Genomic DNA, 12,445 nt, shown 5'->3' with positions numbered 1-12,445 from the left:
AATCTCCCGGAATCAGCACGATTTTATTATAAATTCCGCGATTCTGACCGCAGGTCACAGGTCGCAGGTCGCAGGTCGCAGGTTTCTGCGCACGTGCAACGGGTTTGCCCATGATGGTGTGAGTAGGTTCACCACTAAGGATTTTTCCCCCGCAGGTGGTTTTATCGCCCAAAACTAAGTAATAACCCTTTGCCATGTCAATATTCCTTTGCTGAAAATCAGTCGAGTAGCGTGATGAATCAAAGACTCAATAGTTAATCTATTTTTATACAATAATTTTTATTAATCGTATACTTGGTCGCCATACCTGGAGTCCATCCAGAAGGCGTTCCTTGACATTCAACATATCCTCTTTGTTTTAATGATTCCTTATAGTAAGCGGAGAATAAAACCATTGATATTGCGGTGAGTAACAAAAAGCAGAGGGATGTTTTTATTAGCTTTTTTGCTTTTTTTTCAGAAATGCTTTTACCATTAATAAAAACAGGGGTTAACATAAGGGCGTAGGGCATAAAAAAAAGAGGAAAGAATACTGCAAAAACCCCCCATTCAGTAAAAATGATAGTTGGAGAATAATTATTATATTTTGAGATTAAATAAACACCAGCATAAAAAACTGAAATAGATATTATTACAAGAAACAAAAAACCACATAATGATAACACCCGCTGTTTTATGTTATATGTCATTAGTATACCTGTATTATACGAGTAAGAATGTCTGAGTTATTGAAAATGAAGAACATGCCTATTTCATTTAAATAACATGATTTTCATGCGTTTAAACTCATTGAGTTTTTTAATGTATTATCTATCGGAAGCAAAGTTTCTCATCAATTACAAATTTAATGGCAGTTCCTGCAGACCATCCAATAGGAGTGCTTTTGCATCTGTAATAGCCTTTGCTTTCAATGTAATGGGTGTACAGCATTGAAGCAATGATAGTTGATAAAAAAATGAAAATAAATGCATAAATAACGAAGGTGTTTATATTTCTTTGTATTTTTTCAGGAGCTAGTTCTCCAGTGAGAATAATATAAAACCCTAGAATGGAAAAAGGAATTGTGATAATTGGAGCAAGAATAACCACTATGCTAAATCTACTGTATATGATCTCTGTGTTATATGTAAAGTATTGGGCACATTCAATGAATTGATAATATGAAATTGTTGGTATAACAATCACAAAAATTAAAGTAACTAAAAGTGCAATCAATTTTTTTTTCATACAATTCCATTTGTTTAGTAAGTTTGGGGAGCTAATTCTTGAAGAGATGCTCGCAAGTATCTCATTATTTCTGATTTTATAATCACCACACCTTTTTCAAGCATTTGATCTACATACATCGCGCCGATGTCCCAGATGCCTTCTTCTAATTTCCTTGCCGTCCAAACGAATTCTTGTTGGGCTGATTCTATATATTTTACTAACTTATCAGTAATGCCGAATTTATTATCTAATTCATTCAAGACAACGACTGTAATAAAACCTACAACTACAGCAGCAATTAACGGCCCTGCCACAAAAGTTGTTAGGGAAGCAGCGGCTAATTGTGTTCCCCAGGTAATGGCTGAGACAATTCCAATTTTTGCGATATCTGTAGCCAGAGAGCCTATGAAAGTAGAAAGTGAAGTTTCATCGTTTAAAATGTAGTCAATAATCCTGTAAGCTGCAGCCACATAAAATGTAACTCTGGCTCCTTCTATAATTGATTTTGTAGCTCCAAATTTGCCGATTCCTAAATCTACAATTTTAGGATTTTTAGCAGCAAAAACAGGAGCGTTCAATATCTTCCTAACACCCGGATATCCACTTATTTTAATCAACGCAGTACCCTTAGCATTAGTAAAGTTTGTTGCTTTAATGCCAAAACTACCCAGTTGTGAAATAATCATAGAAGTAGTGACTACATCTTTCATATTTGTACCATAGTTGACTATAAATGCCCCCGGAGCTGACTGTGTTATCTGAAGCCATCCGCTCTTATATGTTCCCCATGAGCTTAGTACCTCGATACATTCTTCAGGGGTTAGCAGAGCTATGTCTTGATTGTTCGCTTGTAGCATTCCTCTAAGTTTCATGTCAGGCAACGTATGTGTATTAATCAAAGCAGTCGCAGGATAATCTGGCACATACCCAGAATTTGTGGTTTCTCCAGTGACATATGAAGACAGGGCCGGATTTTTCAACTGTGCTGAAGATTGCGTTGCTGAAGAGGGATTTTCTGAAAAGTCATACGCGTCATTTACCATTGACGGAACAAATTTTGCCTGGCAGGGGCAAGTACTTTTGCTGTGTAACGTACCAGCAAATTTTCGACCCAGTATTGAATCACCAGGTATATGCCCGACGATCTTATAAATTCCGGGATGTTGGCCACAAGTGACAGGGTCTTGTTCCCTTGCAACGGGGTTGCCCATGATCGTGTGAGTAGGTTCACCGCTAAGAATTTTTCCTCCGCAGGTGGTTTTATCGCCTAAAACTAAGTAATAACCTTTTGCCATAGTGATAGTCCTTTATTGAGTTCTAACCGCACAACACGGCGGCGCGGGCAGGGTCGATGGCTATTAATGCGTTAAGTAAGTTGTTCATTGGGATCAGCATCCGTCATCTTCCAGTAATTCCTACTTGTTGACACACCGTTAGTTACAGATCCTTAGACCTTTATGGTCAACATTTTCCCATTCGGATAATCTTTTAAATTTCATCAGTCATCTTAATAACATTCTTTGACGATAGAGAACGGCTCTTTTGCGTTAACAAATTTTGGAGGGGTATTTAAATAATAAAATATTATTTGCCGTTAATCGGTAATAGGCTCGGCATAAAAATGCCCCCAGTAAAAATGCGTTTAAATCATCTAACTCGATTAAAAATTAATAGGATCAAAGGCACGCATATAATGAATCCAATGGTGGCCACATAGAATATATTATCGGTGGCTTTCATTAAAGAATCTATTGTTTCTGAGTATTCACCTACGCTAACAGGACCAGAAATCTGCATACTTTGATTTTCTATGAAAGCTGATAATGAAAATGAAGCTCCTATTAGACCAAAAAAATAGCATATAACAACAAGGCTAATAAACCCCCAACGAATAATGTATTTATTATTTTTATTAAAGCTCATAAAACCCCCCAAGATACTCATCTACTGTTCCAACAGAATAAAGTGATAAAGAGTCACCAAGTGCCCCAACTTCAGAATCTCAATTTTGAAGTTTGTATCTTAAGACTCTTCAAGAAGTTTAAACCCATCAATGAAGATTGTAAATAAATCACAGTGTAAAAACAGAGGCAAACAATCCTGAGGAAAGTATAAATCTCAAAAAAGGAAAGTTTTTATTATTGCATATAATAAATAAATCACCGGTGTTATGCCGTATTTTTTTTATTATTCAATCCTTTCCTTCAATATCCTTGTTTGTTTGCTTTTCTTGTGTTTTCTTTCCGCTTCTCCTTCGCAATACATTGAAAAAATAATCTAACGCTCTCTTACTAGTTCACTTTCCACACAATTCCTTATTAATAGCATATTTTTCAGCAGTCCAGGCATCCAGCCTGAGGGGGTTTGTTGACATGAAGCATACCCTTTGTTTTTTAAGATAGTGATATACCCCAATGAAACGGGTATGACTAAAATGAAAGGGAGCATACATAACTGTTTAAAATAGGGAATTATCCTTTCCATCTTCTCGATTGCTACTTTTCTTTCATAGATACAGTCTAAAAAAACCAATAAATTGGAAAAGAGAAAATAATAGGGATGCATACCAAACCAATAGACATCCATGAAAAAGTGATTACATGCCTAAATTCTAGATAATCGATTATTTCATGAACCCATAAATACAGAGATAATAAAGATGTGCTTAATATTATATACAATGATGCGGCCGATCTTGTTTTCATTTCAATATTTTCTAAGGTTTATTCCACTAAGAGCATATCTTAGGTAATTTCTAACTTCTGATTCAATGACTTTTGTACCTTTTATAAGTATTTCATCGGCAAACATGGCTCCCAAGTCCCAAAATCCATTTTCCATTTCTCGCGCTTTTCAACAAACCATAAATGAAATGGTAGGTGCTATTGCGATTTTAATACATCAGCTGTAAGAGAATAAATGTATGTTGAAAGTGTATTTTAATTATTTAAATACAATCAAGAATTTTGTATGCTGCCACAATATACAATGTAATTTTAAGGGAATGAGTTAAATAAATCCGAAAGAGATAGCCATGAAAATAATCGATCAGTTTCTAGTGTAGAAGAACATTATAAAAATAATCTCAACTGTTACCATGGTTATCCCGTCCGTAGGTTACTTTACACAATAACTTTTTTTGATAGAGTATTTAGTTGCCATTCCTGGTGTCCAGCCCATTGGAGTCTCAATGCATTCTACATAACCTTTGTTATTTAAAAAAGTTTTATAGATAAATGAAAAGGCAAACATTATAATTATAATTAGAACTAATGATGTTAGTGAGAAAATCAATAGCCTTTTACCTGCCTTAATTTCAATCTGCTTTCCTCTTATAATTACTGGTATTATCATGAGTAGAAATGGAATTATGACGAGAGGTGATAGCGCTGCGAAAACACTCCATGAGGAAAAAGTGAAAGTCGGCAAATTATCAAAATATCCCAGGAGCGATTCAAATCCAAAAAAAGAGATCGTTGAGGTAAGCAATAAGAAAAAAAGCAATCCCAAAAAAGCGAAAAATCTGTGTTTAGCATCATACATGATCAATACACCTGAGGATTTACATTGTGAATGGTTGAGCGCAAATATTTTATTACTTGTTCTTCGATGACTTCCACTCCGACTTCAAGCATTTCTTCGGCATACATTGTTCCTAAATCCCAAATGCCTTTTTCTATTTGCCTTGCTTTCCAAACGAACTCTTGCTGAGCTGATTCGATATATTTAACTACTTTATCAGTTATACCGAACTTCTCATCCATAAAGTTGAGTAACCAAGCAGTCCCAAAGCCGATAACAACTACAACAACTAAGGGTCCAACAACGAAAGGTGTCATTGAAATAAGGGCCCCTACCCCCCATACAGTCGCAGAAACAATACCAACCTTTACAACATCGGTAGCAAGACTACCAATAAACATCGCTAAAGTCGTTTGATCATTTAAAATAAAATCAACCGTTCTGTATGCAGTAGCAACATATATAGTTAGCCTTGCACCTTCGATTACTGATTTTGCCAGCCCATACTTTCCGATGCCAATGTCTACAACCTTTGGGTTTTTTAGCGAAAACAAGGGAGCATTCAATATTTTTCGAATGCCAGCGTAGCCTGAAATTTTTATTAGCTCTGTTCCTTTTTCATTGACAAAAGTCGTAGCACGCAGGCCAAAACTACCTAATTTTGATATTACTAAAGAGGTATTTATTGCATCTCTTCCATTTAGTCCATAGTTGACTAAAATTTGCCCTGGTCCTGATTGAGTGATATCTACCCATCCTTCTTTAAACACATTCCAATATACTAAAATTTCATAACCTTCTGTTGCGGTAAGTAACATCACGTCCTGATTTCTTGCTTCAAGCATGGCTCGGACACGATCATCAGGCAACGTATGCGTATTTATCAATGAGGTAGCAGGGTAATCAGGAACAAATCCCGACTTAGTGGTTTCGCCAGTGACGTAAGAGGACTGCACTGATTTTTTCGTGTCGGAAGGATTTTTAGTTTCTGCCGATGAACTACCTGAGAAGTCATACGCATCATTCACCATCGACGGAACAAATCTAGCCTGACAGGGGCAACTGCTTTTGCTGTGTAACGTACCAGCAAATTTTCGGCCCATTATTGAATCACCAGGAATATGCCCGATGATCTTATAAATTCCAGGATGATTGCCGCAAGTGACAGGGTCTTGTTCCCGGGCAACGGGGTTGCCCATGATGGTGTGAGTAGGTTCACCGCTGAGGATTTTTCCTCCGCAGGTGGTTTTATCCCCCAAAACTAAGTAATAACCTTTTGCCATAGTGAAAGTCCTTTATTGAGTTCTAACCGCACAACACGGCGGCGCGGGCAGGGTCGATGGCGATCAGTGCGCTGAGCAGGGTGTCCATGTCATTCAGCATGCGGTTTTTATCTCCGTCGCCTCGTTGCGATTTCATACGCAGTAATTTCAGCCGGCGCGCTTTGACTTCAAATACCAGCCCCGGCTCCCACTGCGGCAACGTGAGTGAGAGGCTGTCACTGTCAAGGCTGCTGAGCAAATGCAGCGCCATATCATTTTTACCGTACTGCTCCGACACACGCGCCATCACTAAGCGCAACAGCCATTGGTGGCGGTCAGTGTGGATGCCTGGCCTGGTCTGAAGCCAGGTCAGAGCCGACTCCACCCCGTCGCTGTCTGCCTGTGCCAGGGCTTCGGGTTCCAGCAGCAGGATGTCATCCTCACCGGACGCGACGCATGCCGCGGGTTCATTTCCCCAGCCAGAGACGGATCCCAGCACCTGCTGGTTAATCCAGCCCTGCGTCACTTCATCGGCAAACGGCGTGCCGTCGCTCCATGACAAACTTTCCAGACCCGGCAAACGGGTGAGGAACAGCGCCAGATCTTGCGTGATGCAGGTAGCCCAGCCTTCATAAGGTGCGCCGGCTTTGCTGAGTGCCTGGTGCAAATACCACTGCACGTCGAGCCAGAAATGGTTAACGCCTTCAGCAAACATCGATTCAGCCTGCTCCAGCAACTCCACCCAACTTTGTTGCAGATACAAACGCTTAAGCTGTGCACGATATTCAGGGCGGGGCGGCAACAGACGGGTGCGGCCACTGGCATCCAGCGGCGGCAGTTCGTGCACAGTGTCCCAGCGAACGCTCTTAATAAGATGGTGCCCTGAGAGCCAGCCTTGCGGTTGATCCCGCAGGTATTTTGCCAGCATTTTTGCCTGATCAAGCAGGTCCCGTCCTGACTGTACAGCACGCAGGGAAGGGGATAATCCCGCACTTTCTGACTGTGATGACGAGGCGCTGGTTTGCGGGACGACGGCGTTCATCCCGCCCGACTGAGCGAGGCGGTTTTCCAGTGCGGCATAGAGCGCACCCAGTTCTGGCCGTGAAGAGTCATTCCAGGTGCTAACACCCTGTTCAATTAACGCCAGTGCGCCAACGATGCGGGCAAAATCCGTTTTATCGACTTCAGGATAGAGCGACAGGCTGTCCAGCACGCGGGATCCTGCGATCCATTCCAGTGATGTCTTGCGGCTGTTTGCGCGAAGCGGATGCAGCGTTTCCCCGAAGCGGGCGATCAGCCCGGCCAGCAGGGAAAGTCCGTCAGCCAGACCGGCTTCGCCATCACGATGAAGGCGCGCCCAGATGTAGTACGTGGCAACGCGGACGTCTTTACACTGACTGGCGAGCAGTTTTTCTGCCAGTTCGCAGGTCAGGGTCGTATCCGCCCCGGAGAGTTTATTGACCTCTTCGCGCATCTGCTGGAAGTCGTCGTCGTAACCCGGATCTTCGCCTGCGGGTTGATCCGGCGTAACAGGCTGCAACCATTTATCCCAAAGGGCAGCCTGTTTTTCTGCCTGAGGTAAAAGCGATTCAGGCTTTGCCGCGCAGGCGGCAAGCAATGTAGTTAATGTGGCCATTACGGCTCCTCGGCGATTGCATCGGGATCAAAAGGTTGTTCAGAAACGGAGGGATTGTCCTGAATCAGGAAAATCTGCGCCGGTAACGTGAAGTTACGCAGTTGCAGCAGACCCAGCGGGCCTTTACCCAGTTCGGTACGCAGTATCCACTGCAGTTGCTGTTTGTCTGAGGTGTTGAACGTCAGCTGATATCGGCCTTCATCCAGCTTTTGTTGTTTAGCCTGCTCAAGCCAGCGGATAAGGCCCCAGGTTCCCTGATAATCCCCGTACAAGCGGGCACCGGCGGAGGTTGAAGTCCAGGTCAGCATGGTGCCCGGTTTATAGGTATCCCCCGGCCACCGAAAGCTTTGCCAGCTTTCCATCTGGTTGAAGTAATGAAGCTTTTGTCCATCGATCATGAGGTTGGTTTCCACCACGTTGGGTACCGGGCGGGCCAGCAATTCAAAGCGCATTCCCTGGCTGCCGTCCGTGAACAAAATGTCGGAGATCTGGCTCAGCTGGTTGATGGCGTTAAGAAATTCAGGGTTGAAGGTCAGCCCCTGACTGTTGACTTTATCCGGCACCCAGCGCGTCCCCTCCTTGTGCAGAACCCCGCTGAGTTCACGGGTCAGGAAGCTGTCGATGCGGCCACTGTCCTTGCGGATAAATTCGGCCAGCATCGGCAAGGAAGCATCGCTTTTACTGGCTGCAAACGGGTAGCGTCCATCAAACGCCGATTTCCAGTTGGCGACAATGGCGTTTTTCCACTGTTCATTCAGACTGGCAGAGGAGGGCTGAAGCACCGTTTCCCAGGCTTGAGTCAGTGGCTGAACAAACAGGGTATGGCCGAATCCGCTCCATTCTTCACCCAGACTGGCGGCAATAAGACTGCCGTATTCCTGTGTATCAGTCAGGTCTACGCTTTTGCCCTGGAATACGGTTTGTGCCAGCACCTGCGTCATTTCCTGTGGATCTGAAGCGTTAGCGATCTGCTGGAGTTTCAGACGTACTCGGGTGACACGGGTCAGCAGGGTTTGAAGGCTAAGCGACATGTCTGATGACATCATATTTTGCACGTTGCCTTTGCCCATCATGGCGAGCAGGGGACCAAATGTTTCATCAAGGGGGCCGACTGGACCGCTTGCGTGCTGATCGATAGCGGGTTGAGCTTCTTTGTTCATCAACGCCTTAGCAGATTTCACCAGCGAGTCTGAGAGCGCTTCATTTTTCTGCCCCGTCTGACCTTGCCATGCCAGTGTATTCATCAGGGCAATGAGCGGTGACTGGCGTACGTCACTCATCAGGGTAAGCTGGTCAATCACATCAGACAGATTTTTCGCTTCGTTCCATTGCAGGCCATTGAGGAAGTTGAGCCAGCTGCTGGCAAAGTCAGTGAAATACCGCTCGGTAAGACGTTTTTTTAGCGCTTCAGGAGAAATGTCTTCAGACGTTGCCCGTCGGTTGTCGCTTAATACCCAGTCGATTTCCTCGCGACGTGCGGTGACGGCTTTATCGATCGCCTGCTGGATTTGTTCATCCCATGCTTTGCGGGTAAACATCCCGGGTACCACGTCATCACTTTGGAACAGGCGCTGTGCGTCAGTGTCGCCCGTCATATCGACGAGCGTCATGTCCGCATAGTTACGGCGCACCGATAGCAGCATGTTTTCATATAACGTGCTTTCCGCATTACGCTGACCGATCTCCCCGAGCAGAACCTGCCGTGACTGGGAAACCAGTGAGCTATCCGGCTGAATCTTCCAGCCCGGCTGAGCGGGCAGGTTAATGGCATAAAATTGCCATAAGTCGGGTGCAAGACTTTGCCATAACCCAGGGGATACCCCTGTTCGCAGAGGCTCGGCGGTTTTCATGACTTGGGCGTAAAACGCGGCCTCGGACTTCTCCGGGCGAGCCATCATCAGATAGGCCTTTAACTGGTCATAACCTGATTTAGCCAGCGCAGCCCGTTTCGGGCTGTTAGCCGGGAGGCTGGCCAGTTCGTTGAGCTTACGCTGCAAACTTTCAGCCGCGGCATCGCGAATCAGACGGTTATTCGCGTTGCCATACGATGGCAGCAGAGCGGTGAGCAGTTGCGCGTTGTGGTCCAGACCAAAACGCTGATACCACGGTGCGCCCTGAGTCACGCGAGTCTGAAGACGACCGATATCATTGCGCAGAGCCTGCAAGGCAATCAGCTGCTCATCGGACACAGGGTGAGGTGTGGCGAGGTATTGCGCCTGTTCCGCTGCACTGACCATCTGATGACGGTTCACAGAAAACGACACCACGCTGCCAATACCCCACAGGACGATCAGCGCGAGCACACCGTAGCAGAGCGTTTGCTCCCACGGCAGACCGACGCGGCGACCGCGAGCGGAGCGACAGTCATCCATCACGCTCTGCCAGCTGGCAGACGGTGTCCAGGTTTTCTCGTGTACGACTGCCGGAACGTTTAAAGCCTGTGGCAGACTGAACATCAGGCCGCGCAGGGGAATGCGTGCGGCATAGTCGGCAAACCACGGTGTCAGGGACTGACGCCAGCGGGCAGCAGCGGTTTCGCCGAGCGACTGCGCCAGACGCAGCAGAAAATCGTGTGACTGTCGGGTGAATATCTGCTGCATCCCCTGCTGGCGAAGAAGGGGGATCAGCGATTTCAGCTGGCTTTCTACCGCCTGCGAAGTGGCATTGGCGGGGAAAATAACCCCGACCGGCTGCTCAATACGTTCGTCCTGCGGCCAGTCGCTTTCACAAACCTGCCACAGATACACTGCCGGCTGATAACGTAAAGCTTCGCCAGTTTTCTCAAGCGAACGCAGTCCGTCATCCATCCACTGAGGCGTTTTGCTTTGCGATCCGGTGACGGCCCAGACAATGCCATCCAGCGGACGGTTGTGACGCAGTTTCCGCCATTCATACAGACGAGAGTCATCACCGGCTTCATGCAGACTGCCACCGTGAATAAGTACGGTGCGCTGACCTTCCAGCCAGCCCTGAAGTGCCAGAGTAGGTGCCAGTGCTGTAATGTGCTCCGGTTCACCGACGACCATCAGCAGGCGGACTTTGTAACGCCAGAACAGGCCATAACGGCGGCGCAGGCGGGTTTTGAGTTGAGTTAGCGCAGTGACAGATTTCTCTTCCGGTGTAATCGTTTTTTCAGGCGAAGGATTATCATCTCCCTGGGCTTGTTTGAGAATTTCATCAAAATGCTTTTTTCCTGCGAGTCTTGTGCCAAAAAACGACAGCAGCGCACAACATGCAAGGATGGAGGTTCCGACTATCAGACCGGTCAGCCAAAGATCGCGCTCAGGCGTTCCCTGTACTAAACCTATATGTTCCGGGTGCTGCCAGGCCAGCCAGCAGAGAACCATGCCAGCGACTAAGAACAACAGAATGACAGTCCAGAACCCAATTTCTGGTTTTTTAACAGGCAGGGCAATACGCTTCACGCTTTATTCTCCTTGTGAGAAGCGACAGGGGATACGACGGTACTCCAGACAGTGTCACTGCCATGTTCGCCACTGAGGATCATATGTGGAGCGGAATGACTCCTCATGGCCAGAGCGGCAGCGGCGATAGCCAGCCAGGGGCCAGCGATACCGGGATCACCCAGAAATGAATTAAAATCATGTACTGATGAAGCTTGAGTAATATTGAGCAACGGCGGCTTTCCCTGAGCGGCAGTTGCACTAAGATATGCATCAGTTTCTGGATATATTTCAGCCATCCAGAGGTGCTGTATTTCATCAGGAACTAAGGGAACCCAGTCGGCGGATTGCAAAAGTCCCGCCTGTAACGGTGTTTGCTGTGGTGCAGAGCCCTCCGGACGGTGTAACAGCGCGAGCGGGCACACCGTTTTCTGGGTGAGGCGATTTCCCAGCAAAAGACTCACGACAGATTCTGCACTCATTGCCGATGTCTTTGGCGCAATCTGCACGGCAATAATCAGCAGCAGTTCATAACTTTTAATGCGATGATCTAACCAGTGATCGATGACACTCAGGCCGTGGCCTGACATGAAGCTGACAGGCTGGCAGATCTCACTGGCCTGCCAAGCTTGCATCCAAATTTCCTGCACATGCTCTTTAGGCAATGAGCAGGAAGTTTCAAATAAAATGACCACAGGGTTTTCAGGCGGCAGGGAAGAAAACTGCTCAGCCAGATTAATGAGGAGACGATCAAAAGAGTTCGAGATCAGCGCTTCTTGTGACATTTCCTCAGAAACAGGAAGGCGGCTATGGCGGATGCTGGTTTCTTCCTCCCACGACGTCTGAGGAAAGAGTTTGTTTTCATTATTGAGTAACGCATCCGCCACTGTGACAAATTGCTCATCATTACTATGCGCGGTAATACAATCAGCGGCCAAAATCTGCAACGCCCGACGCCCACGGCGAACTCCGTGCAAAATGACTTGCTCACGCCTCTTATCCCAGGCATTAGCCTGAATTTGTTGCATAAGATAAATAGCCAGACGAAAAATCATCAGCGTAAACCAGAAAACCGCAGGAATGCCTAAGGCAAACCACCAGAAAGACGTTTTTCCCACCAGATTTCCAAAAAAGCGCATCAGTAATACTCCTGCTCCAATCAGACAAACCAATGCACTTAACCAGCGTAAAGGTTTTGGTGGAGCAGGACGCACAGACGCGGCAGGGACGGTATTGAGTTTAACGGGCATGAGTGACTCGGATTAAAATGGAAACAAATTATGGGGTTTGTCTGAATACACGTACATATTAACTAGCAATTTTAAATCATTTACAAATGCAGCAAGTATTAGTTTTTTAATAAAATTGATCTATAAAACTTTTAGTTTAGAAAGTGGAAAAGTAGACTAAGG

8 protein-coding genes and 1 pseudogene are annotated in these 12,445 nt (G+C 45.6%); all 9 read right to left on the bottom strand.

Translation table 11 applies throughout. The annotated features are described in order from the left end of the window. Position 1 precedes the first annotated feature (1 nt). Positions 2 to 196, bottom strand: a pseudogene (locus tag J1779_RS05700) (PAAR domain-containing protein); the annotation flags it as partial. Positions 197 to 254: 58 nt separating this feature from the next. After that, on the bottom strand, positions 255 to 689 hold the full coding sequence (locus J1779_RS05695; RefSeq protein ID WP_217203061.1) for a DUF1240 domain-containing protein: 435 nt from the start codon (positions 687 to 689) through the stop codon (positions 255 to 257). 121 nt (positions 690 to 810) lie between these two features. Next, entirely contained in the window at positions 811 to 1,227 is a 417-nt protein-coding gene (locus J1779_RS05690; protein ID WP_217203060.1) for a hypothetical protein, read from the bottom strand. A gap of 14 nt (positions 1,228 to 1,241) precedes the next feature. Then, on the bottom strand, positions 1,242 to 2,504 hold the full coding sequence (locus J1779_RS05685) for a PAAR domain-containing protein (RefSeq protein ID WP_217203059.1): 1,263 nt from the start codon (positions 2,502 to 2,504) through the stop codon (positions 1,242 to 1,244). 352 nt (positions 2,505 to 2,856) lie between these two features. Next, on the bottom strand, positions 2,857 to 3,132 hold the full coding sequence (locus tag J1779_RS05680; RefSeq protein ID WP_217203058.1) for a hypothetical protein: 276 nt from the start codon (positions 3,130 to 3,132) through the stop codon (positions 2,857 to 2,859). Positions 3,133 to 4,754: 1,622 nt separating this feature from the next. Next, complete coding sequence (locus J1779_RS05675) at positions 4,755 to 6,014, bottom strand: PAAR domain-containing protein (RefSeq protein WP_217203057.1); 1,260 nt, start codon at positions 6,012 to 6,014, stop codon at positions 4,755 to 4,757. 22 nt (positions 6,015 to 6,036) lie between these two features. Further along, a complete protein-coding gene (gene tssA / locus J1779_RS05670) occupies positions 6,037 to 7,629 on the bottom strand; it encodes a type VI secretion system protein TssA (protein WP_217203056.1) in 1,593 nt (530 codons plus the stop codon). Continuing rightward, positions 7,629 to 11,054, bottom strand: a complete 3,426-nt coding sequence (locus J1779_RS05665; protein WP_217203055.1) for an ImcF-related family protein — start codon at positions 11,052 to 11,054, stop codon at positions 7,629 to 7,631. The genes tssA and J1779_RS05665 overlap by 1 nt, the downstream gene beginning before the upstream one ends. Then, positions 11,051 to 12,283 carry a hypothetical protein gene (locus tag J1779_RS05660; RefSeq protein WP_217203054.1) on the bottom strand — a complete coding sequence of 411 codons (1,233 nt, stop codon included), beginning with the start codon at positions 12,281 to 12,283 and terminating at the stop codon, positions 11,051 to 11,053. The genes J1779_RS05665 and J1779_RS05660 overlap by 4 nt, the downstream gene beginning before the upstream one ends. Positions 12,284 to 12,445: the final 162 nt, after the last annotated feature.

This window comes from Rahnella rivi (assembly GCF_019049655.1).
Taxonomy (GTDB): domain Bacteria; phylum Pseudomonadota; class Gammaproteobacteria; order Enterobacterales; family Enterobacteriaceae; genus Rahnella; species Rahnella rivi.
Note: the sequence above shows the minus strand (reverse complement) of the source record. Positions and strands in the feature narration are given on the sequence as shown.

What these genes read in the sequence shown, in the direction of transcription:
- J1779_RS05680 (WP_217203058.1), bottom strand. Translation starts at nt 3,132, where the DNA reads ATGAGCTTTAATAAAAATAATAAATACATTATTCGTTGGGGGTTTATT.
- J1779_RS05685 (WP_217203059.1), bottom strand. Translation starts at nt 2,504, where the DNA reads ATGGCAAAAGGTTATTACTTAGTTTTAGGCGATAAAACCACCTGCGGA.
- J1779_RS05660 (WP_217203054.1), bottom strand. Translation starts at nt 12,283, where the DNA reads ATGCCCGTTAAACTCAATACCGTCCCTGCCGCGTCTGTGCGTCCTGCT.
- J1779_RS05695 (WP_217203061.1), bottom strand. Translation starts at nt 689, where the DNA reads ATGACATATAACATAAAACAGCGGGTGTTATCATTATGTGGTTTTTTG.
- J1779_RS05675 (WP_217203057.1), bottom strand. Translation starts at nt 6,014, where the DNA reads ATGGCAAAAGGTTATTACTTAGTTTTGGGGGATAAAACCACCTGCGGA.
- tssA (WP_217203056.1), bottom strand. Translation starts at nt 7,629, where the DNA reads ATGGCCACATTAACTACATTGCTTGCCGCCTGCGCGGCAAAGCCTGAA.
- J1779_RS05690 (WP_217203060.1), bottom strand. Translation starts at nt 1,227, where the DNA reads ATGAAAAAAAAATTGATTGCACTTTTAGTTACTTTAATTTTTGTGATT.